The organism is Actinomycetota bacterium (genome assembly GCA_023488435.1).
GTDB lineage: Bacteria > Actinomycetota > Coriobacteriia > Anaerosomatales > UBA912 > UBA912.
The window spans coordinates 1-21,132 of the sequence record JAMDCK010000056.1; the positions used below are offsets into that span (position 1 = coordinate 1).

21 protein-coding genes and 1 pseudogene are annotated in these 21,132 nt (G+C 62.7%); 7 read left to right on the forward strand and 15 right to left on the reverse strand.

All coding sequences use genetic code 11. The annotated features are described in order from the left end of the window. The 8 genes and pseudogenes from M1617_07420 to M1617_07455 form a co-directional block, all read right to left on the reverse strand. Window positions 1-388 (reverse strand): hypothetical protein (locus M1617_07420; GenBank protein MCL5888098.1); only part of this gene is annotated, 388 nt, incomplete at its 3' end. A gap of 28 nt (window positions 389-416) precedes the next feature. After that, window positions 417-782, reverse strand: coding sequence for a hypothetical protein (locus M1617_07425; GenBank protein ID MCL5888099.1), 366 nt, complete (start codon window positions 780-782; stop codon window positions 417-419). Window positions 783-807: 25 nt separating this feature from the next. Next, window positions 808-1,572: a hypothetical protein gene (locus M1617_07430; GenBank protein MCL5888100.1), complete on the reverse strand. Its 765-nt coding sequence runs from the start codon at window positions 1,570-1,572 to the stop codon at window positions 808-810. A 276-nt stretch (window positions 1,573-1,848) separates the two neighbouring features. Beyond that, entirely contained in the window at window positions 1,849-2,295 is a 447-nt protein-coding gene (locus tag M1617_07435; protein ID MCL5888101.1) for a hypothetical protein, read from the reverse strand. A gap of 146 nt (window positions 2,296-2,441) precedes the next feature. Beyond that, window positions 2,442-3,155, reverse strand: coding sequence for an ABC transporter permease (locus tag M1617_07440; GenBank protein MCL5888102.1), 714 nt, complete (start codon window positions 3,153-3,155; stop codon window positions 2,442-2,444). A 28-nt stretch (window positions 3,156-3,183) separates the two neighbouring features. Next, window positions 3,184-3,912: pseudogene (locus M1617_07445) on the reverse strand (ABC transporter ATP-binding protein). Further along, entirely contained in the window at window positions 3,909-5,096 is a 1,188-nt protein-coding gene (locus tag M1617_07450; protein ID MCL5888103.1) for an ABC transporter permease subunit, read from the reverse strand. The pseudogene M1617_07445 and the gene M1617_07450 overlap by 4 nt, the downstream one beginning before the upstream one ends. A 25-nt stretch (window positions 5,097-5,121) precedes the next feature. Beyond that, a complete protein-coding gene (locus M1617_07455) occupies window positions 5,122-6,087 on the reverse strand; it encodes an ABC transporter substrate-binding protein (GenBank protein MCL5888104.1) in 966 nt (321 codons plus the stop codon). 191 nt (window positions 6,088-6,278) lie between these two features. Here M1617_07455 and mqnE point away from each other — a divergent pair, with 191 nt between their 5' ends. From mqnE to M1617_07480, 5 genes are read left to right on the forward strand one after another with little or no spacing between them, the layout of a single operon-like run. Continuing rightward, a complete protein-coding gene (gene mqnE / locus M1617_07460; protein ID MCL5888105.1) occupies window positions 6,279-7,418 on the forward strand; it encodes an aminofutalosine synthase MqnE in 1,140 nt (379 codons plus the stop codon). Continuing rightward, window positions 7,400-8,230, forward strand: coding sequence for a menaquinone biosynthesis protein (locus M1617_07465; protein ID MCL5888106.1), 831 nt, complete (start codon window positions 7,400-7,402; stop codon window positions 8,228-8,230). The genes mqnE and M1617_07465 overlap by 19 nt, the downstream gene beginning before the upstream one ends. Next, window positions 8,227-9,366, forward strand: coding sequence for a dehypoxanthine futalosine cyclase (gene mqnC, locus M1617_07470; protein MCL5888107.1), 1,140 nt, complete (start codon window positions 8,227-8,229; stop codon window positions 9,364-9,366). The genes M1617_07465 and mqnC overlap by 4 nt, the downstream gene beginning before the upstream one ends. Before the next feature lie 8 nt (window positions 9,367-9,374). Beyond that, entirely contained in the window at window positions 9,375-10,259 is an 885-nt protein-coding gene (locus M1617_07475; protein ID MCL5888108.1) for an MTAP family purine nucleoside phosphorylase, read from the forward strand. Window positions 10,260-10,262: 3 nt separating this feature from the next. Beyond that, on the forward strand, window positions 10,263-11,471 hold the full coding sequence (locus M1617_07480; GenBank protein MCL5888109.1) for an amidohydrolase family protein: 1,209 nt from the start codon (window positions 10,263-10,265) through the stop codon (window positions 11,469-11,471). A gap of 3 nt (window positions 11,472-11,474) precedes the next feature. On the opposite strand, the gene M1617_07485 is transcribed toward M1617_07480, so the two are convergent. The 7 genes from M1617_07485 to M1617_07515 all read right to left on the reverse strand — a co-directional run bounded on the left by M1617_07485 (window position 11,475) and on the right by M1617_07515 (window position 19,442). Beyond that, the gene (locus M1617_07485; protein ID MCL5888110.1) at window positions 11,475-12,179 is read right to left on the reverse strand and encodes an ABC transporter ATP-binding protein; all 705 of its coding nucleotides are present in this window, start codon (window positions 12,177-12,179) and stop codon (window positions 11,475-11,477) included. Next, a complete protein-coding gene (locus tag M1617_07490) occupies window positions 12,172-12,999 on the reverse strand; it encodes an ABC transporter ATP-binding protein (GenBank protein ID MCL5888111.1) in 828 nt (275 codons plus the stop codon). The genes M1617_07485 and M1617_07490 overlap by 8 nt, the downstream gene beginning before the upstream one ends. Further along, window positions 12,996-14,192, reverse strand: coding sequence for an ABC transporter ATP-binding protein (locus M1617_07495; GenBank protein MCL5888112.1), 1,197 nt, complete (start codon window positions 14,190-14,192; stop codon window positions 12,996-12,998). The genes M1617_07490 and M1617_07495 overlap by 4 nt, the downstream gene beginning before the upstream one ends. A gap of 2 nt (window positions 14,193-14,194) precedes the next feature. After that, the gene (locus M1617_07500) at window positions 14,195-15,115 is read right to left on the reverse strand and encodes a branched-chain amino acid ABC transporter permease (GenBank protein ID MCL5888113.1); all 921 of its coding nucleotides are present in this window, start codon (window positions 15,113-15,115) and stop codon (window positions 14,195-14,197) included. A 144-nt stretch (window positions 15,116-15,259) separates the two neighbouring features. Then, window positions 15,260-16,348: a branched-chain amino acid ABC transporter substrate-binding protein gene (locus M1617_07505; GenBank protein MCL5888114.1), complete on the reverse strand. Its 1,089-nt coding sequence runs from the start codon at window positions 16,346-16,348 to the stop codon at window positions 15,260-15,262. Between the two features lie 296 nt (window positions 16,349-16,644). Next, the gene (locus M1617_07510; GenBank protein MCL5888115.1) at window positions 16,645-17,340 is read right to left on the reverse strand and encodes an anaerobic ribonucleoside-triphosphate reductase activating protein; all 696 of its coding nucleotides are present in this window, start codon (window positions 17,338-17,340) and stop codon (window positions 16,645-16,647) included. After that, complete coding sequence (locus tag M1617_07515) at window positions 17,316-19,442, reverse strand: ribonucleoside triphosphate reductase (GenBank protein MCL5888116.1); 2,127 nt, start codon at window positions 19,440-19,442, stop codon at window positions 17,316-17,318. Before M1617_07515 ends, M1617_07510 begins: the two co-directional genes overlap by 25 nt. Before the next feature lie 227 nt (window positions 19,443-19,669). On the opposite strand from M1617_07515, the gene M1617_07520 reads away from it, so the two are divergent. Both M1617_07520 and M1617_07525 read left to right on the forward strand, forming a co-directional pair. Beyond that, window positions 19,670-20,110: an NfeD family protein gene (locus M1617_07520; protein ID MCL5888117.1), complete on the forward strand. Its 441-nt coding sequence runs from the start codon at window positions 19,670-19,672 to the stop codon at window positions 20,108-20,110. Between the two features lie 36 nt (window positions 20,111-20,146). Next, window positions 20,147-21,106 carry an SPFH/Band 7/PHB domain protein gene (locus tag M1617_07525; GenBank protein ID MCL5888118.1) on the forward strand — a complete coding sequence of 320 codons (960 nt, stop codon included), beginning with the start codon at window positions 20,147-20,149 and terminating at the stop codon, window positions 21,104-21,106. The last annotated feature ends 26 nt before the right edge of the window (window positions 21,107-21,132 follow it).

The window sequence follows — 21,132 nt, forward strand, 5'->3', positions numbered from 1 at the left end:
TGCTCCCGACGAGAATCCCCGCCGTAGCAGCCAGTGAAAGCACGATCCATATGGATGCATCCAAGGCCAATGCGACATCCATGCCCACGTGATCTAAGCCGGGGAGTAGCGGAGTCATCATGGCTCGGTATGGTAGTACTCCCAGGAATGAGAGCATCCACATGCCCATGAAAACCACTCCCGGAATCAGTTTTCCCTGGGAATATGGGGCATGTCTCCCGAGAGAGCGACCAAGAATGAGCGCCGCAAGAGCCGCTAGCGTGATCACGGCCCCATAACCGGCGAGGCCCAGCCAATAGCCAGACACCACCAACATTACCTGGAGCATCCATGATGCCGCTTGGTGCACCAGTAGCCAGAAGACCAAGTGTAGTGATGCCTTTCCCACGCTGCATTCCTCCTAAACCCTGGGCGTTTCACCATCGACAATCGGCTTGGTCCTCATCCTCACTAGAGTCGCTGCCCAAACCAGGGCCCTTCTCGCAGGACGCAACCTCCTCATCATAAGGGATCCCTACGCCGACAATATGACCTGCCTCGTCAAGCAGTACCCACGTGGCCGGGTCGTAGTGACGTTGCGAGAGGTAGTACGTCTGCGAGTGGATGTCGTAGAGGTACGAAAGCCTCCAGTTCGAAACACCTTGCGTAGCGGAAAGTGAACGCAGCACGATGCCGTCGTACACGTAATTGGTAGTTGTAGTGGCACCTGCTCGTGTGACCACGGCGCGCGTGCGCTGGCCTGCCGCGTCGTAGGTGTAGGTGGCGTAGTCCACATTGCGCATCGGTTCTCGCGCGAGATAGCTTCACTCACTTAAATCGGTGCATCTCGATTGGTTTAGTTACGAACCGCCATGGCACCGACTCATACTCATGCCAGTCAATCCTCCTGTCGGCGATATACAGATCATGTTGGAAGATGGTGCCAAGCAGCAAAGCGTCATAATCCCCACTTGAAGTTGGGTACATCAGCCAGAACAAAACATATGGCCCACCGCACAACAGTCGCACCGAATCAGCATCAATCCCCTTAGTCTGCAGAACGGCCACTCCTTCCGCGACGGCTAAGGCATCCAGTGGAATCTCCTCCGAGTACTGCCATTCGGCGCCTTTTCTCGCCATCGCAAAACCGGTCCCGCGACCGTCTCCCAGATGCCGCATCACAACTACATAGACATCCGTCGGCTGCATGCTGTTCCAGAAAGCCTCTCCTGACGAAGAGTCTTGTTTGGTAGCTGACGGAACCCAGACTTCGATGACCTCGTCGAGCTGATAGTCAGAGGGCTGTTCGTTCTCCCTAATCAAAGTCAGGGTTGCGTCGGCCACAACGACCGGCCATAAAGCCGCGGCAGCTGCTGTAATGTCCACACTGGAGCTCACTGAGGAATCGCGTATGGCGGGCTGATCTTCGAAATCTTGCCAGCCATCGTAAAACCATCCGGGTCCGGGCACATGTCGTTCGATATCCATGGAGTTTTTGTCCTGCAAACCAGGCAAGCAGCCCGCCAAGGCAATACCAGTCAGGCCCATCAGAAGTATGACTAGTCCACTCGATATGGGAATCTTCACGCGCATGCCGCCCCTCTCCTATGACCATCGCCTGTGACTGAACCCATGCCAGACGTATGACGAGACGCTCGGATGAGAAACTCCCCCTCGACCCAGATATGATGCGCCCCAGGCCATGCAGCGCGTGCGAGACACGGCACCGCCTCGTCTGAGGGCGTGACTGAGTCAGGGCCGTGTGTCCAGACTTGAATCTGCTTCGATGCCACTAGGGTCTCCTACCACACAGAACTCGGATGCAAGATCGCCCACTCATCGAAGGAGATCCTTTCCATGTCGTTCACCTCACATGGTTCGCCTTGCGGAGAGGTACTCGAGAATGATCACGACCGGAGTCATCATCAACACAAGGCCGGTTCCAACCACCAAGTGATCCGGCGTGGCAAACGTTGCCCCCGCAAAGCCTGTCACAAGCCAGAACGTCACCGTTGCCACAGCGAACGCGAAACCTTCACTGCGCCACCGTGCTCTAGTCACGTCGCGGGACCCTTCAATCAACTGCATGGGGAAGATGCCGAACAAAGCTCCCCATGCCGCCTCCCAGCCGTACCACTCAGTCAAACTAAAGCCCGAGAACCGCCCTGACGCTGCTGCGACAATCAGTCCGAGAATCACTACGGCCAGATAGACGAGAGCGACGGCGAGATGTTGGTCTCCCACAGGCGAGCGACGACGTCTGGTCAAAATCGAGTAACAAACGGGTATGGCCATGAAAGCGATGTAGACCAGCACGACTGCCCCGTTCCTCTCCCGACCCCTCGTGGGTCGAACCCTCAACCTGTCGCCCCGGCCCCGCGAGCCGGTTTCCACACGTCCGATTGTTGCCGACTGTGTTGCATTATGCAACAAGACCTACTCGGAGGCGCGAACCCCTTAGCTCACAGCGACCGGTCGATGATGAGCGCCATCAGCACCGTCGGAAGTGCGCCGGCGATCACGAGCGCGTAGTTGAACTGCGCGATCCCCGCGAATATCGAAAGACCGAACCCGCCCGCCCCCACTATCGCCCCCATTGCGGCCGCACTGACGTTGATGATCATCATGTTCTTGATGCCGCCCACGATCACCGGGGCTGCCAGCGGTGCCTGGATCCTGAAGAATCGCTGCCGGGCATCCATCCCCATCCCCGTGGCCGCATCGACCACAGAGGGCGAGACGCTCCCGACTCCCGCGACGACCGCGACCATCACCGGTAGCACGCTGTAGACCGCCAAAGCCACAACGACGGTCTCGGTGCCGTAGCCGATGAGCGGGACCATGAGCGCGATCACCGCAACTGTGGGCAGGACCTGCCCCAGGCTCGTGAGGTTCTCAACCAGCTCCCTAAGTTCTCGGCCCGCGCCCGTAAGCAGCAGCAATCCCAGCGTCCCACCAATCACGATCGCCAGCCCGCTCGCCATCGCGGTAATCGCCACATGCTGAGCGAACATCTCGGCGAGTGAATGTCGGGCGTGCAGGACCGGGCTTTCCGCAGGGAAGACCGCCGAAAGGGCGCGCGCCACCCCGGCCTCGTCCAGCAGCATCCACGCGAGCAGTGCGCCGAGCACCAGGACCGAGCGCCAGTTGCGGACGATGGCGGGTGCCTCACCCATCGCGGCCCCGCATCGCAGCGATCTGCATCCTGAGCGAGAGCTCCTCGCCGAAGAAGCTGCGCACGAAGTCGTCGGCGGGGTCGAGCCACAGCTGCTCCGGCGGGCCGGACTGCGCGAGTCTCCCGTCGCGCATGAGCGCGATCGTGTCGGCGAGCGTGAGCGCCTCCTCCACGTCGTGGGTGACGAAGAGCACAGTCTTGCGAAGCACCTTCTGCAGCCGCCCGAACTCCGTCTGCAGGCGAGCGCGCGTCAGGGGATCGAGCGCGCCGAAAGGCTCGTCGAGCAGGAGCACCGGCGGGTCGGCGGCGAGCGCGCGAGCGACCCCGACACGCTGCGCCTCCCCACCGGAGAGCTGGTGAGGTCGCTTCGGCAGGTAGACGGCTGGGTCGAGGCCGACCATCTCGAGCAGCTCCTCGACGCGGGCGGCGATGCGCTTGGCGTCCCAGCCCAGGAGCCTGGGGACGGTCGCGATGTTGCGCGCGACGGTCATGTGCGGGAAGAGGCCGACGCTCTGGATGCCGTAGCCGATGCTGCGCCGAAGCTCGTTGGCGTCTTGCGCCCGTGTGTCGCGCCCGCCGATGAGGATCTGGCCGCTGTCGATCTCGACCATGCGGTTGATCGCGCGGAGCGTCGTGGTCTTGCCGCATCCGCTGGGGCCCAGGAGCACCGTGAGCGTGCCTTCGGCGATGGTCAGGGACAGGTCGTCGACGGCCACGGTGTCGCCGAATCGCTTGGTGACGCCGATGATCTCGATCATGAGCCGACCTCCGCGGTGGTGTGGATGCCTAGTCCGCCTTTGCGTTCAAGGGCTGCGCCTGCTAGCCGCAGGGTGATGTCGAAGAGCAGCCCTAAGCCGACGATTGCAAGCACCCCAAGCAGCACGAGGTCCTCCGCGGTCTGCTCGAGGCCGTAGAACACGATGCGCCCAAGTCCGCCGCCGCCCACCAGCGCGGCAACGATAGCGCCGGCCGCAGTCTGCACCAGCGCGATGCGAAGGCCGGCGAGCACGACCGGAGCCACCAGCGGCAGCTCGACCTCGAACACCCTGCGAAGCGGACCCATGCCCATCCCGCGCGCGGCGTCGGTGATCCCGGCATCGAGGGCTTTGACCGCCGCGTAGGTCTTGCGGGTGATCGGGTACATCGCGTACAGGAGCAGCACGATGAACACCGGCGCCCAACCGATCCCGCCGATCCCGAACTCCTCGGCGAGGGGCACGTTCTCGCGCAGCCAACCCATGAGCGGCATCACCAGGCCGATGAACGCGAGTGCCGGCATGACCTGAGCGACATTGAGGACGCCGAAGACGCTCTTCTCGGCCCACGCGCGTTTCGACGCGAGCACGCCGAGCGCGAGCCCAAGCACCAGCGCCACGCCCGAGGCTCCCAGCGTGTATGCGATGTGCTGGATGAGGTTCTCGGTAAGCGGCTGGGCGAAGTTGTTGTACTCGATCATGATCGAGAGGCTGTCGAGCCTGCCCGTCGCGATCAGTGCTACAACTGCCGAAGGGGCGACCAGCGCCAGCAGTGCGCGGCTGGCGGCTCCGCGTATCTCGGCAAGTGCGGATGAAATCGCAAGGTAGACGGCGAATGCGGTCAGCCAGAAGCTGAAGCCGAGCGAGGTGCGCGCCCACTCGGCGGTGGCGGCGTGACCTGTGGCCGACTGCGCCGCGAGGAGCAGCCCGAGCGGAAGGGTCGCGCCTGCCAGGACCGCTATCGCCGCGGCGGCGGGAGTCCGGCCGCGCGCCAGACCGCGCGCGAGCAACAGGGCGAGCACAGCGGCCGCGATCCAGAGCCCGAGCAGCAACCAGCCTCCGCTCCCGAAGGCTTCGAGTGCGCTGAGCTCCTCACCGCGCTGGATGCGAGAGGGCCTGAGGACCACGAAAGCGCCGAGAACGGTGGCAAGGGCCCCCAAGAAGGCCCCTGCCGCTCCGATCCTCATCTGTCCGGGTTCTCGATCCCGTTTGCTATTCGAGGAAGCCATTCTCCGTCAGGTACTCCCTTGCAACCGCCGAAGCATCCTCTCCGCCTAGGGCGACACGCCTGTTGAGCTGCTGCAAAGTGACCAGGTCCAGACTCTCGAAGACAGGCGCCAGGATCTCCTCGATCTGTGGATACGCCTCCATTATCTCACCGCGCACGACCGGGGTGGGCAGATAGATCGGCGGAACGCCCAACGTGTCCTCCAGGACCACCAGGTCGAAGTCGTCGATCTGGCCGTCAGTGCCGTACGTCAGCGAGAAGTTCACGCCGTCAGTGCCTTCCGAGAGGGCCTTGAGCATCTCGGCAGTCACTCCGTGGGCCAGCCCAAGTAGCTGACCGGGAGCCATCTCGAAGCCGTAAGCCTCCTCGAAGCCGGCGAGCCCCTTCGAGCTTTCCATCCACTCGGCCGAGCCGATCAGTTTCGCCTCTCCGCCCTCGTTGATGAACCTCGCGAAGTCCTCCATCGTGCGCAGGTTGTTCGCTTCGGCGAACTCACGCGTGGTCGCGATGAGCTCGGTGTTGTTGGCCGGCGACGGAGTCAGCCAGTGCAGGTCGTTTGCCGCGAGGTCGAGTTCGGCGATGCGGGCGTGGCCTTCCTGCGCACTACTCCACAGGTCCTTGCCCTCTTCGCCATCGTGGTAGAACTGCCCCGAGCCGGTGTAATCGACCTGGATGTCGATCTCGTTCTCGAGCATCGCACGCCTGACGATGTCCGGCGTTCCCAGCCGCGTGTTGTCGACGGTCGGGATGTCGTTGGCTTCGAGCATCTGGATGATCATGCTGCCGATGATCGCGCCCTCGGAGTCCAGGAACGATCCGACCCTGACATCAGGTCCCTGGGGTGTTTCGGCAGACGTGTCGGCAGGCGGCGCCTCGTTCTGGGCGCAACCGACCAACCCGAGCGCCAGTACCAGTGACAATCCAAGTAGCAACCACTTACTGCTTCGCATTCGAACATGCCCCTTTCGGTCGAACCGCTGAGTTCCGCATGATATTGAATCGAAGTATAAGCCGTTTTTATCGGCGCCTCAAGATTAACATTTGCCGCCACAATGACTATAGTATATGTGCCGACGAAGCCCTCTGCTTTCAGGCCACGGCGATCGCGGCGGTCGGCTGCAGACGAACAGGAGATGAGCCCGTGACATCGTTCCACCTTCACGACCCGGCGCTTGAGCCCATTGCCCGCAAAGTGATCGCAGGTGAGCGCCTTGATCGAGCCGATGGGATCGCGCTGTATGCGTCGAGGGACCTTCTCGGCATCGGACAGATGGCAGATCACGTGCGGCGGCGAATCAACGGCGACCGGGTGCACTTCATGGTCAACCGCCACATCAACCCGACCAACATCTGCCGCAACCGCTGCAAGTTCTGCGCTTTCGCGCGCGACGCCGGCGAGCCGGGCGCCTACGAGATGACGCTCGACGCGGTCGCCGATGCAGCCCGCGAGGGAGCCGCCGACGGCGCGTACGAGGTCCACATCGTCAGCGGCCTGCACCCCGAGTGGAGCTACGACTTCTACGTCGACATGGTGCGCCAGGTCCGCGAGGCCGTCCCCGACCACGTGATCGTCCAGGCGTTCACCGCGGTCGAGATCGAGCACATGGCGATAATCGCCGAGAAGACCACGCTCGAAGTCCTTAGCGACCTCAAGCAGGCCGGCCTCGACGCACTCCCCGGCGGCGGCGCCGAGATCTTCAGCGAGCGCACCCGCGCCGAAGCGTGGGAGAAGAAGACCTCGGGCGACGCATGGCTGCGGATCCACGGCGAAGCGCATTCGCTGGGCATCGCGACCAACTGCACGATGCTCTACGGGCACATCGAGACTGCCGAGGAGCGCGTCGACCACCTCATCCGCCTGCGCGAACAGCAAGACGCCAGCGGCGGGTTCCTCGCGTTCATCCCGCTTGCGTTCCATCCCGCCAACACCGAGCTCGAGAAGCTCCCGGGCACGACCGGCTTCGACGACCTCAAGACGCTGGCGATCGCTCGGCTGATGCTCGACAACATACCGCACATCAAGGCGTTCTGGATCATGGTGGGCCTGAAGATCGCGCAGCTCTCGACCGCATTCGGCGTCGATGACATCGACGGCACCGTGGTCGAGGAGAAGATCACCCACATGGCCGGCGCGACCACGCCTGAGGCGCTTACCAAAGACGAGCTCATCGCGATGATCTGCGAGACCGGCAACACCGCCGTCGAGCGCGACACGCTCTACCGCACGATCCGCGTCTACCCCGCGTGCGAAGGGACCTGCGAATGCATCGCCCCCGCCTAGGGCACATCCAGTTCATCAACTGCATGCCGCTCTACTACGGCATGGTCAAGCGCGAGGCGCTGCTCGACATCGACCTCGTGAAGGCCAACCCCGCCGAGCTGGCCCGCGAACTGCTCGCCGGCAACCTCGACATCGCGCCCATCCCCGCGATCGAGTACGCCCGACACGCCGAGGAGTTCCTGCTGATGCCCGACATCGCGATCTCCTCGGCTGGTGAAGTGCAGTCGATCCTGCTGATCTCGAAGCGACCTGCCGAGGAACTCTCAGGCGCCACCGTCGCGCTGACGAACACCTCGCGCACCTCGCAGGTGCTCACGCAGATCCTGCTCGCCAAGCGCTGGGGCGTGACGCCGTCATTCGCCGAGATGCCCCCGGACCTGCCAGCGATGCTGCGCGACGCCGATGCTGCGCTGCTCATCGGCGATGAGGCCCTGCGGGTCTACTGGGATCCGCCTGCGGGGCTGCACCTGTACGACCTAGGCGCGGAGTGGACGGCGTGGACCGGCCTGCCTATGGTGTACGCCGTCTGGGCGGTGCGCCGCGACTTCGCGCGCGAGCACCCGACGGCCATCAGCATCGTGGCCGAGGCGCTTGGCGGGTCGCTCGCGTGGTGCCGTGGGCACCTCGATGAGATCTCGGAGCACGCTGCCGTGTGGGAGCACTTCGACGCCGCGAAGTTCCGCAGCTACTTCGACGCGCTGCACTTCCGCTTCGGGCCCGAGTACCGCGCGGGGCTCGAGCGCTACCTCGCCGAAGCGGCCGCGATAGGCCGCCTGGATGCGGTGCCCACGATCGAGGTGCTCGGCGAATGAGCGCGAAGGGCGCAACCGGCGGCGGTCTGGCGCCGGAAGACCTGCTCGCGGTCGCTGAAGGCGCCCGCCGACTGACGCCCGAGGAAGCCTGCGCACTACTGAGCGACGCCGACATCCTGACGCTCGGCACGGCCGCGGCGCACATGCGACGCCGCCTGCACCCCACCGACGACGTCACCTTCATCGTCGACCGCAACATCAACTACACCAACGTCTGCGAGAGCCGCTGCCGCTTCTGCGCCTTTTACCGCGACGAGGGCGCGCCCGACGCGTACGTCCTCACACCGGAAGCGATTCAAACCAAGGTCGCCGAGACACTCGCACTCGAAGGCACCGGCATCCTGCTGCAAGGCGGCATGCATCCCGGCCTGCCGCTAGCGTGGTACGAGGAGATGCTGCGCAACATCAAGCGCTGCCACCCGATCCACATCCACGGCTTCGGCCCCCCAGAGATCGTGCACCTCGCGCGCATCTCGGGCCTGCCAACCGCCGAGGTACTGCGCCGCCTGCGCGACGCCGGTCTCGACTCCCTACCCGGCGGGGGCGCCGAGATCCTCGTCGATCGCGTGCGCTCGCACGTCTCGCCCGCGAAGGCCACCTCGGCACAGTGGCTCGACGTGATGCGCGCCGCACACACTCTCGACATCTCGACCACGGCGACCATGATGTTCGGCGGGATCGAGACACCTGCCGAGAGGGTCGAACACATGCTGCGCATCCGCGAGGTCCAGGATGAAGCGCTCGCTGACGGACACACCGGCTTCCGCGCGTTCATCCCGTGGAGCTTCCAGCCCGGCAACACCGAGCTTGCTTCCGGCGCGCCGATGACCGCTGCGAGCGGATGGGATTACCTGCGCACACTCGCCGTTTCTCGGCTGTTCCTGGATAATGTCACCAACATACAGGCGTCATGGGTGACCCAGGGCTCGAAGATCGGCCAGGTCGCGATGTGCTTCGGGGCCAATGACATGGGCTCGACGATGATCGAGGAGAACGTGGTCGCAGCTGCGGGGACGCGATTCTCGATGGCCCGCGACGAGCTCGTGCGGCTTATCGCCGATGCGGGATTCACCCCGGTCCAGCGCGACACGCTGTACAGGCCGGTCCGGCGATTCGACGCGGCCGACACGGATTAGGAGACCACATGAGCGAGGCGAGAGTTCCCAAGGCCCACTTCGGCATCTGCGGAGGATCGGGCTCGCTTGGATTCGACTTCCCCCAAGGGCTAGATGACCCGCGCGTGACCGTGCTCGCTCAAGATCTCGTCTTCGCCACACCCTTCGGCGAATCGCCGGCGTTCACGCACTTCCGTGTCGATGGCCCGCACGGCGCACACGAAGCGCTCGCAGTCCGCATGCACGGGTGGCGCAGAGGCGTGAAGCGAGCGGATGCCTCGCTGCAGACCTTCTGGGTCTTCCACGAGGCCGGCGTATCGAAGGTACTCGCCGACGGCGGCGTCGGGTCACTCAATCACCTGCTCGACCCGCGCGACATCATCATCCCGCACGACTTCATCGACCTGTCGATGAAGCAGGACATCTACGTGCGCGGCGACCATCTGCTCATCATGCGCGATCCGGTCTGCCCCGATCTGGCCTCGCGCCTGCACACCGGCGCTGCCGCGAGCTTCCCGCGCGTCTTCAGCCGCGGCGTCTACCTCGTCACCGACGGGCCGCGCTTCGAGTCGATCGCCGAGGTCGACTACATGCGCCGCCTGGGAGGTGACGTCGTCGGCCAGTCGCTCTCGCCCGAGATCTTCCTCGCCCGCGACATCGGCGCGTGCTTCGCTGGCGTCTACATCGTCGTGAACTACGGTGAGGGCGTCGTGCGCACGTGGGAACACGACGAGCTCAAGGCGGTGTTCTTCGACGAGTCCGCGACCATCGCCAAGCTCGTGGTCGATACGATCGCCGAGACGAACCCGGCCTCCTGCGCCTGTGGCTGCTCCGACCTGCGCAAGCCGTCGCTGCTGTCGATTCCTGACGCGCGCCCAGAGCACTTGCGACCAAAGCCCGCGCCCGGGGACTGAGCGATGATGCTCGTCTCGGCGCCCTGGGTGCTCCCGATCTGCTCGCGGCCCATCCGCGACGGGGCGATCCTCGTAAAGGGCGCTCGCATCGCGCACGTGGGCACGCTAGCCGAGCTCGCCGCCGCGCACCCGACCGCCGAGCGCCGCCACTTCGAGGGCTGCACGATACTCCCCGGCCTGGTCAACGCGCACACGCATCTGGCGATGACGAGCCTGCAAGGAGTCGCGGGCCCGGGCGACTTCGCCACCTGGATCTCGCGCATCCCCGCAGCGTGGGGTGCCCTTAGCGCCTCTGAGATCCGCGAGTCGATCGAGCGCGGCATGCGCATGTCGCTCGCTTCCGGCGTCACGGTGGTCGGCGACATCTCGTACGGCCCGGACTCTCCCGCCATCGGCTCGCAACTGGGCATCGGCGGCGTCTTCTTCGAGGAGGTTCTCGGCATACCCGCCGAAGAGCTGCCCGCGCGCCTGCGCGAGATGTGCTTCCCCGCCCCGCACGCCGACGCTCGCATCCGGCAGGGCCTGACGCCGCATGCGCCCTACACCGCCGGGCCGGGGCTGATCGCAGCCGCCCACTCGGCCGCAGCCTCCGCTGGCGCGCCCTTCGCCATCCACGTCGCCGAATCGGCGGCGGAGTCCGAGCTCCTGGCCTCAGGCACTGGGCCGCTCGCGGCGGTCGCAGCTCGCGTGGCTGTCGGCTTCGAAGCGCCGGGGGCATCAGCGGTGCGATACCTCGATGCGCTGGGAGTCCTCGACGACGCGCTCGCGATCCACTGCGTGAAGGTCGACGCCGCCGATGCCACGCTGCTGGCGGCCAAAACCCGCGGAGTCGTGGTGTGTCCGCGCTCCAACGCCTACCTCGGCAATGGAGCTCCGCCCGTGGAGCTGCTGCTGGAGCACGGAGTCACGCTCGGGCTGGGGACCGATTCGCTCGCAAGCAACGCAGACCTCGACCTCTTCGAGGAGGCGAGAGCGCTCGCCAACCTCCTCCCCACCCTAGCCGCCGAGAAGATCATCGCGATCATGACCGTCGGCGGGGCGAAGGCGTTGGGAGTCGAAGGTGACTTCGGGACCCTTGAGCCAGGCAAGCAAGCCGACCTCGCCATCTTCGGGGTGCTCAGTGAGGATCCGCATGCAGCACTGCTCGCCGAAGCAAGCGCGCGTACCCTCAGCGCACTCCTCGCAGCCGGCGAGTGGCGGCCCTCGGCCTGACGCCTAAAGCTCGCCGAGGTAGGTCTTGCGGACCTGCTCGTTGTGAAGCAGCTCCTTGCCCGGTCCCTCCAGAACGATCTTGCCGGTCTCCATCACATAGCCACGCTTGGCTACCGAAAGCGCCATCGCAGCATTCTGCTCGACCAACAATATCGTGATCCCTGACTCGTTGAGCTTCTGGATCGTCTCGAACACCAACTCAACGATAACCGGCGCCAATCCCATGGAGGGCTCGTCGAGCATCAACAGCCGAGGCCGGGCCATCAGCCCGCGACCCATCGCCAACATCTGCTGCTCGCCCCCGGAAAGCGTTCCACCCCGCTGGATCCGACGCTCCTTCAGGCGCGGGAACAGCTCGAACACTCGCTCCATGTCCTGCGGTATCTCCTTGTCGGTGCGCAGGTAGGCACCCATCTCAAGGTTCTCCACAACGGTCATCTCCGGGAATATCCGGCGCCCTTCAGGAACCTGGACGATGTTCATCCCGGCGACCTGGAACGAAGGCATCCCGGCTATCGACTTGCCATCGAAGATGATGTCGCCCTTGGTGGGTGACAACTGTCCCGAGATCGTCTTGAGAGTCGTGGACTTCCCGGCACCGTTGGCACCGATCAGCGTCACGATCTCGCCCTCATCCACGTGAACCGAGATACCCTTCAGCGCCTCGATCTGGCCATAGAAGGTGTGTACTGCGTCGACCTTAAGCACGCGACTCCTCCTGCCCTTCGGCCAGCAGCGCCTCAGCGCCAGAGCCGAGATATGCTTCGATGACCTTCGGGTCACGCTGGATCTGGGCAGGGGTTCCCTCGGCGATCTTCTCACCGAAGTCGAGCACCACGATCCTGTCGGCGACACCCATGACGACCTTCATGTCGTGTTCGATCAAAAGGACTGTGACTCCCTGGGACCGGATACGTTGGGCGAGCTCCATGAGCTCGATCGACTCCTGCGGGTTCATCCCCGCGGCAGGCTCGTCGAGTAGCAGGAGTTGCGGGTCTGTCGCCAAAGCGCGTGCGATCTCCAGGCGACGCTGGTCGCCATAGGGCAAGTTGTTTGCGAGCTCGTTGACCTTGTCCAGCAGGCCGACGAAACTCAGCCACTTGAGCGAATCCTCGATGATCTGTTTTTCTTCGCGCTTGAAACCCTGCGTGCGGAGTACCGCACTTAGCGGGCCTGCGTTGGTGCGGGAGTGGCGCCCGACCATTATGTTCTCGAGGGCCGTCATGTTGTCGAACAGCCTAATGTTCTGGAAGGTGCGGGCAATCCCCATCTTGCAGATGTCATGGGGCGCCTTGGCGATCAACGACTTGCCTTTGAAGTCGAGTTTCCCTGAGGTGGGCCTGTAGATACCGGTAAGCATGTTGAATACTGTTGTCTTGCCGGCACCGTTCGGGCCGATGAGAGCGAGAATCTCGCCAGGTACTATTTCGAAGGTGACTTCGTTGACCGCTTTGAGGCCACCGAACGCCATCGTTAGTCCGTCTACCTTGAGGAGGTTCGTCTCCTCACTCTTGCCTACTGCGTTCATCGGGTGCCCCCTCTGTGCCTGGACTCAGCGCGATTCGCAGCCTCAAGGTCAGCCATCGACTGATTCTGCTCCATGAGGTTCTTGGCGTGATCAGGATGCAACTCCAGGGCCCTGCGCTTGGAAGGCAATATTCCTTGCGGCCTGAAGATCATCATGATGATCAGGGCCACAGCGAATACCAGGAAGCGGTATTGCCCAGCCATGTTGGCTTGTTCCATGGTGAGGAACTGGGAGAAGAACTCGGACTGCGCCGTCCAGCGTATCATCTCTGGGAGTCCCGCGATGATTGCAGCACCTAAGACGACTCCCGGGATGGAGCCCATCCCTCCTAGAACGACCATGCAGACCACGAGGACGGATTCCATGAAGTTGAACGACTCAGGGCTGATGAACCCGATCCAGTAAGTGAACGTTATACCGCCGATTCCACCCCACACCGCACCCAGTGCGAAGGCCCACAACTTGGTGGACTGGATATTCACGCCAACGGATGCTGCTGCGATCTCATCTTCACGCATGGCGATCCAAGCACGACCCAGACGCGAATCATCAAGCCTGCGGATCACGAAGATGGCGATCACGCAGAGGATGGCGATCATGTAGTACCACCAAAGATCGGTGGAGAACCTGAAGTCACCAAAGCTTAGGGCTTCGACCATTGCAGCCTGACCCGCCGGCGCGGCGACAGACTCTCCCGGACCTGGCAGCCCCTTGGGACCACGGGTCAGTCCGAAAACGTCGTTGGTCAGTGCGATCCTGACCGACTCACCGAAGCCCAGAGTGACAATAGCCAGATAGTCCCCGCGCAATCTGAGCACAGGGAATCCGATCACCAGGCCTGCAAACGCGGCCCCTAGTGCAGAGACCGGTAACAGGACCCAATAGCCCGCACCGGCGATGGCCTCAGGGAGGAGCAAGCCCAATAGCATGCCTACGTATGCCCCTACCGCATAGAATGCGATATAGCCTAAGTCCAACAGGCCGGCATAGCCGACCGTAATGTTCAGCCCAAGGGCCAGAACTACATATAGGCCCATGAGCGCGAAAATGCGCACGAAGAAGAAGTTGCCTACCGACTGGAAGTAAAGCGGCAACCCGATCGCCGCAACGATCGCTATGGCCAGCCAGATCCACTGCTTGCGATCGACCTTCCTGTTGTTCTTCGAACCGACCTGCAGCACTTGTGCTCCCATGGCTACACCTTCTCCACTGTGGACCGGCCCAGAATACCGCCGGGCCTGAAGGTGAGTACGAGCAGCAGTGCGCCGAAGACTATGACATCACGGTATCCAGAGCTGATGTAGCCAGCAGCCATTGCTTCCAGCAGGCCAATCAGGAGCCCTCCGAGCATCGCCCCCCTGAGGTTGCCGATTCCGCCGATGACCGCCGCCGTGAAAGATTTGATTCCGGGAATGAAGCCCATGTCGAACTTCACGGAACCGTAGTATAGTCCAGCGAAGATACCCGCCGCCGCTCCCAATGCGGGGCCGACGAAGAATGCCACTCCGATGACCTTGTTGATATCGATGCCCATCAGTCCTGCGGCATCTCTATCCTGAGACGTAGCCCGCATGGCCTTCCCGATCTTCGTCTTCGAAATGAAAGTGTCGAGGATCACGAGCAAAAGGACGGTCGAGACCAACATGATGATCTGCAAGTAGGTGATCGTGACCCCACCGAACTCCAGTGCGCCGGAGGGCATCAGGTCATTGGGAAACGGCAATGTTCGCGCTGTGACCCACAGCAGGACCATCTGCTGTAGCAGAATCGACACGGCGATCGCCGAAATCAGAGCGGCCAGTCGCGGAGCGTTACGCAACGGCCTGTAGGCGATTCGTTCTATCAACACGCCCAGTAGCCCGATGGAGACACCGGCCACAAGAAAAGTCAAAAGGAAAAGGGTGATTATGCCCAGAGCAGAGCCTGTCAAGAAATCGAACTGGGACAAGAAAGTAAGTGTGAAAAGTCCAACGAACGCACCTCCCATGAACATCTCAGCATGCGCAAAGTTGATCATGAGCATGATTCCATAAACAAGGGTGTATCCAAGCGCTATCAGCGCATACATCCCACCAAGAGTGATGCCGTTAACGAGCTGCTGTCCGAAGATTTCCAATGCCTCTGAAACCTACCTGTCCTGAGAGAATGAAGGGATTGTATGTTATCGAATTACCAATCGAGTTCCCACCAGAACCCGGCCAGAGCATGAGCGTCTGGCCGGGTTCCAAAAACTCTAACCGGTGAGATTATGCACCCACCATTACTCGTGGGCGACCCATTCGCCGTCCCGGACAACGAACAGAGTGATCGCCTTGTTGGTCGTATCACCATTCTCGTCGAAACCGATCGGGCCTGTGATGCCCTCAAGGTCGGTCGCGGCAACAGCTTCGATGATTGCAGCTCTGCCGGCCTCGGTTGTCAACTGGTCTGCTCCCAGGTCGGCAGCAACGGTCCTGATCGCCGCCAGGATCACGTAGGCTGCGTCATAGGCGTAGGTGTCGAATGCCTGGACTTCTTCGTCTGGGAACTCAGTAGCGAACCTCTCCTGGAATTCAAGGCCGCGGGGCTGCTCCTCAAGAGGAAGTCCCACCTTCGTCGCCAAGTCGCCCTCTGCGCTGGCTCCCGCCAAAGCGATGTAGTCCGGGCTGAAGATTCCGTCACCTGCGAAGAATCCACCCTCGAAACCTGCCTCATCGGCTTGGCGTGCGAAAAGTGCACCGGCGACATAAATGCCACCGTAGTAGATGACATCAGGGTTCTCTGCACGAATGCGAGTGACCAATGCGCTGAAGTCCGTGTCCCTGTCGCTGGTCTTCTGCCTACCGAGTACGGTGCCGCCGCCAGCCTCGAAATTCCTGACGAATTCATCGGCTAGGCCGACGCCGTAAGGGGTGGAGTCATCAACCACGAAGGCGGTCTGGAAGCCAAGCGGGCCAAGAGCGGCCTCTGCTGCGAATGCTCCCTGAACCGGGTCTGTGGCACATACGCGGAACACGTTACCGTACTCCTGATCCAGCGTGAGTGCGGGGTTAGTGGATGACGGGGTGATCTGCACGATCCCTGCACGCCCGTAAATCGGAGATGTAGCGATCGATACACCTGAGTTCAGGTGACCGACAACACCGACTACCGTGGGATCACTGGCGAGCTGATTAGCGACGTTGACTCCCACCTGAGGGAGACCCTGATCGTCGACCACGAAAGGCTCGACCCTGATTCCAAGCTCCTCAGCCTCGGGGGAAGCGTTGAAATCCTCAATCGCCAGCTGTGCACCGCGCTCGATTCCCTCTCCCAAGGACACTGCACCCTGGGTCAAAGGAACTCCAATGCCGATCTTGACAGTTGTCATCGGTACTTCTTCTGTGGTCTCTTGCGGAGCTGCGCAGCCCGCGGTTGCCACCATGGCAACAAGCAGAGCGACACCCAGCAGAGACAGCGAAGTCTTTCTTCTGCCCAATTTCATATGTACCTCCATTGCTCCATTTGCAATTCCCTGATACGAACATGCGAGGAACGGAGAGGCCATCCGCTGTGCCCCGGTCATGCAGATATCAGAGCTGATGCAGAATATCAGACGGGGCCCTCGTTGCACAACCAGTTATTCACTCGGACCTTGATTTCATGCAAGCATCGTCAGGTGTCGGGCTATCGCAAAACGACCTCGACATCGAACCCGCCGAGAAGCCCGCGCAGCGCCGATTCATCCAGCAGAGTCAGAGGAGCGGTTTGCACCTCGGCTCCGTCCACCCTCCGCCGCTGAATCGCCCACCTCTGCGGCGCCGCCTGCTCGATGTGTGGAGCGAGTCGCATAAGCACCTCTGCATCGAAGGACCGCAGGTCGACTGTGGTGCGTACCTCGAAGTCGATGTCGGAGTCTGCCAGCAGCGCGAGGCTCTGGCGGGCGGAATCTCCAGAGCCCTCGACGCCCGTGACCTGGTCGTACTCGTCGAAGGGCGCCTTGATGTCGAGTCCCACCCACGACAGGTAGGGCAGCAGCGCGTTGATGCGCCTCGGGTACGCCCCGTTCGTATGCATGCCCACCGAGAAACCCATGTCGAGTACCTCGGTCATCGCAGCCCATAGTGCGGACTGGACCGTCGGCTCCCCTCCCGAGAAGACGACAGCGTCGAGCAGGCCCTTTCGGCGACGAAGATGTTCCGCGATCTGATCCCACGTGAAGTCGGTTTCCTCGCTGCCGTCGATCGCGATCAGGTGCGAGTTGTGGCAGTAGCCGCAGCGCCAGGGGCAACCTCGGGTGAATACCGTGGCCACCAGCTTTCCCGGCTGGTCGATCGTCGAGAAGGGCGCGAAGCCCCCTATGCGCAGATCTGCTGCTCGCATACCGGCTCGCTGAAACAGGTCCGCTCGGCGTATTCGCCTTGCTTGCCCTTGTTGAAAGAGCTCACGGGGCGGTGATACCCCATCACGCGGGTCCAGACCTCGCACGTCTGGGCCGACTCGCTCGGGCACTTGGGGCAGAGCTCGTGCTCACCTTGGAGGTATCCGTGCACCGGGCAGATCGAGAACGTCGGCGAGATGGTGATGTAGGGCAGCCCGAAGCCTTCGAGCGAGCGGCGCACAAGCGTCTTGCACGCATCGACCGAGCTCACGCGCTCACCCAGATACAAGTGCAGCACGGTGCCGCCGGTGTACTTGCGCTGCAGCGGCTCCTGGCGGGAAAGCGCCTCGAAGGGGTCCTCGGTGAATCCGGCCGGTAGCTGGCTGGAGTTGGTGTAGTACGGGGTCTCCGGCGTCCCGGCCTGGAGGATGGCGCTGCCGTACCGCTTCTGGTCCTCCCGCGCGAAGCGGTAGGTGGTGCCTTCGGCGGGTGTCGCCTCAAGGTTGTACAGGTGCCCGGTCTGCTCCTGGAACTCGACGATGCGCCCGCGCACGTGGTCGAGGAAGCGCATGGCGAACTGCTCGCCGAAGGGAGTGGTGATGTCCTCGGCGTCGGTGGTGAAGTTGCGGATCATCTCGTTGATGCCGTTCACTCCGACCGTCGAGAAGTGGTTCCTCAGCGTGCCGAGGTAGCGCTTGGTGTACGGGAACAGCCCGTTGTCGATGTGGTGCTGGATGGTCTTGCGCTTGAGCTCGAGTGAGGTCCGCGCATGCTCGAGCTGCTTGTCGAGCGCGGCGAGCAGCGCGGCTTCGTCGCCAGCGTGCAGGTGCCCCAGGCGTGCGCAGTTGATGGTCACGACGCCCAGCGACCCGGTCTGCTCGGCACTTCCGAAAAGCCCGTTGCCGCGCTTGAGCAGCTCGGTCAGGTCGAGCTGGAGGCGGCAGCACATCGAGCGGACCATGTTGGGCGAGAGCTCGGAGTTCACGAAGTTCTGGAAGTACGGCAGCCCGTACTTCGCCGTCATCTCGAAGAGCAGCTCCGTGTTCTCGCTCTCCCACGGGAACTCCGGCGTGATGTTGTAGGTCGGGATCGGGAAGGTGAAGACCCGGCCCTTGGCGTCGCCGGTGGTCATGACCTCGATGTAGGCGCGGTTGATCATGTCCATCTCGCGCTGTAGCTCACCGTAGGTGAAGTCGCAGGCTTTCCCACCGATGACCGGGTACTCGTCCTTGAGGTCCTCGGGGCAGGTCCAGTCGAAGGTCAGGTTGGTGAACGGAGTCTGCGTCCCCCACCGCGACGGGACGTTGAGGTTGTACACGAATTCCTGCATCGCCTGACGCACCTTCTCGTACGAGAGGTCATCGAGGCGGATGAAAGGTGCGAGGTAGGTGTCGAACGACGAGAACGCCTGCGCGCCGGCCCACTCGTTTTGCAGCGTGCCGAGGAAGTTGACGATCTGGCCGAAGGCGCTGGAAAGGTGCTTGGGCGGTGCGGCCTCGACTTTGCCCGGCACGCCGTTGAAGCCTTCGGCGAGCAGCATACGCAGGGACCATCCCGCGCAGTAGCCGGCGAGCATGTCGAGGTCGTGGATGTGGATGTCGGCCTCGCGATGGGCGCGCCCGACCTCCGGGGTGTAAACGTGGCTGAGCCAGTAGTTCGCGATCACCTTGCCAGAGACGTTCAGGATCAGCCCGCCCAGCGAGTAGCCCTGGTTCGCATTCGCGTTGACGCGCCAGTCGGCGCGATCGAGGTACTCGTTGACGCTGGTCGCCACCTCGACGACGGTCTTGCGGTCTTCTCGGAAGCGGGCGCGCTTCTCACGGTAGACGATGTAGGCACGGGCCGTGGCGAAGTGGTTCGCGCTGATGAGGGTCTGCTCGACGACGTCCTGGATCTGCTCGATGTCGGGCTCGGTCTTGCCGAAGCGGTGCCTGAGGACCTTGAGCGCCTGGTGGGTCAGAAGGTCGCCCTCGGACTCGTCGAACTCACCGGTCGCCTTGCCAGCCAGCACGATCGCAGTCCGGATCTTGTCGGCGTCGAAAGGCACGCGTTCGCCGGTTCGCTTGATGACACCAGCGGGAATGAGTCCGATTGTCTGGTCCAAGATGGTCTCCCTCGTGAGCGCAAGATGTTGTTGTTCCAAGAATATGAAGTGCTATATATGGTAGCGAGCGGAGGCCGGAAGGTCAATCGAAATGTTGGTCTGCACAGCAAGTAATCGCAATCAGCAGTACCGTTTGAGATCGGCTATGCCCCACGAGTCACCCAGAAGGATTTCGGGTATCATCATAGCAAGCATCCGGGCGCCTAGGCGCAGACGGGAGGAGTACCTTGGAGCTTTGGTTCTGGATATGGGCCGTTCTAGCGGTGGTACTGATGGCTGGCGAGATATTCACCGCCGGCTTCTTCATGCTGCCCCTCGGGTTGGGTGCGGCAGTCGCCGCCGTGTTGGCGCTTCTCGGCGTGGCCCTTGCCTGGCAGTGGGTGGCGTTCGTCGCGGTATCAGCCGCCGCTTTCGTGGCGCTCCGGGGCTTCGCAGGCAAGATCACGAAGAAGCAGCCCATCAAGACCGGTGTTGACCGACTCCTCGGAATGACCGGAGTCGTGATCGAAGCGATCGAGCCGCTCTCGACATCGGGCAAAGTGCGCGTCGATCGAGAAGTCTGGCGTGCCGAGAACGCCGACGGCAAACCCGTGCCTGTCGGAACACAGATCGTCGTCGAGAGCGTCGGCGGCACACACCTTGTTGTTCGAGCTGGATCGGAAGACTGAAGCAACCGTCGGTAGTAAGACGAGAATGGAGCTATCATGATAGCCGCCCCGAATCTTGAGTTGACTCTAGGCCTGCTCTTCATCCCGATAGCCGTCGTGTTGGTCATCTACATCGCCAATGCGATAAAGATCGTTCGCCCGTACGAAAAAGGTATCCTTGAGCGATTCGGCCGGTATCAGCGCACGCTGGAAGCCGGACTCAACATCATCCTTCCTTTCGTCGACAAGCTGACCAAGGTCGACATGCGGGAGAATGTGGTCGAAGTCCCGCCCCAGGAGGTCATCACCAAGGACAACGTTGTGGTCACGGTCGATGCGGTCGTCTACTACGAGGCCACCGACCCGGTCAAACTCATGTACAACGTCGCCAACTTCTACATCGCCGCGACCAAGCTCGCGCAGACCAACCTGCGTAACGTGATCGGCGAGATGCAGCTCGACGAGTCGCTTACCAGCCGAGAGAAGATCAACGCCGCACTGCGCCAGATCCTCGACGACGCTACCGACAAGTGGGGTGTGCGCGTGGTCCGAGTCGAGCTCCAGCGCATCGAACCGCCCGCCGACGTGACCGAGGCGATGCACCGCCAGATGAAGGCTGAGCGCACCCGCCGCGCACTGATCCTCGAAGCCGACGGCGACAAGCAGGCCGCGATCACCCGCGCTGAGGGCTTCAAGCAATCCAAGATCCTCGAAGCCGAGGGTGAGGCGCAGGCGATCAAAGAAGTCGCCGACGCCGAGAAGTTCCAGAAGATCGCACTCGCCGAGGGTGAGGCCGCCGCTATCCGCGGGGTGTTCGGCGCCATCCACGACGGGGATCCCACGAACGACCTCATCGCCGTGCGCTACCTCGATGCCCTCAAGGCCATCGCCGACGGACCCGCGAACAAGGTCTTCCTCCCCATGGAGGTCAGCGGCGTGATGGGCTCGATCGGCGGGATCGCAGAGCTCTTCAAAGACCCCGTACGCACCAAACCAGCCGAACCCACCGACGCGTAAGGTCGCAATGCGCGAAGTGCGAGTGC

What these genes read in the sequence shown, in the direction of transcription:
- M1617_07505 (MCL5888114.1), bottom strand. Translation starts at nt 16,348, where the DNA reads ATGACAACTGTCAAGATCGGCATTGGAGTTCCTTTGACCCAGGGTGCA.
- M1617_07430 (MCL5888100.1), bottom strand. Translation starts at nt 1,572, where the DNA reads ATGCGCGTGAAGATTCCCATATCGAGTGGACTAGTCATACTTCTGATG.
- M1617_07440 (MCL5888102.1), bottom strand. Translation starts at nt 3,155, where the DNA reads ATGGGTGAGGCACCCGCCATCGTCCGCAACTGGCGCTCGGTCCTGGTG.
- M1617_07465 (MCL5888106.1), top strand. Translation starts at nt 7,400, where the DNA reads ATGCATCGCCCCCGCCTAGGGCACATCCAGTTCATCAACTGCATGCCG.
- M1617_07490 (MCL5888111.1), bottom strand. Translation starts at nt 12,999, where the DNA reads ATGAACGCAGTAGGCAAGAGTGAGGAGACGAACCTCCTCAAGGTAGAC.
- M1617_07455 (MCL5888104.1), bottom strand. Translation starts at nt 6,087, where the DNA reads ATGCGAAGCAGTAAGTGGTTGCTACTTGGATTGTCACTGGTACTGGCG.
- M1617_07425 (MCL5888099.1), bottom strand. Translation starts at nt 782, where the DNA reads ATGCGCAATGTGGACTACGCCACCTACACCTACGACGCGGCAGGCCAG.
- M1617_07450 (MCL5888103.1), bottom strand. Translation starts at nt 5,096, where the DNA reads ATGAGGATCGGAGCGGCAGGGGCCTTCTTGGGGGCCCTTGCCACCGTT.
- M1617_07480 (MCL5888109.1), top strand. Translation starts at nt 10,263, where the DNA reads ATGATGCTCGTCTCGGCGCCCTGGGTGCTCCCGATCTGCTCGCGGCCC.
- M1617_07525 (MCL5888118.1), top strand. Translation starts at nt 20,147, where the DNA reads ATGATAGCCGCCCCGAATCTTGAGTTGACTCTAGGCCTGCTCTTCATC.
- mqnC (MCL5888107.1), top strand. Translation starts at nt 8,227, where the DNA reads ATGAGCGCGAAGGGCGCAACCGGCGGCGGTCTGGCGCCGGAAGACCTG.
- M1617_07475 (MCL5888108.1), top strand. Translation starts at nt 9,375, where the DNA reads ATGAGCGAGGCGAGAGTTCCCAAGGCCCACTTCGGCATCTGCGGAGGA.
- M1617_07495 (MCL5888112.1), bottom strand. Translation starts at nt 14,192, where the DNA reads ATGGGAGCACAAGTGCTGCAGGTCGGTTCGAAGAACAACAGGAAGGTC.
- M1617_07510 (MCL5888115.1), bottom strand. Translation starts at nt 17,340, where the DNA reads ATGCGAGCAGCAGATCTGCGCATAGGGGGCTTCGCGCCCTTCTCGACG.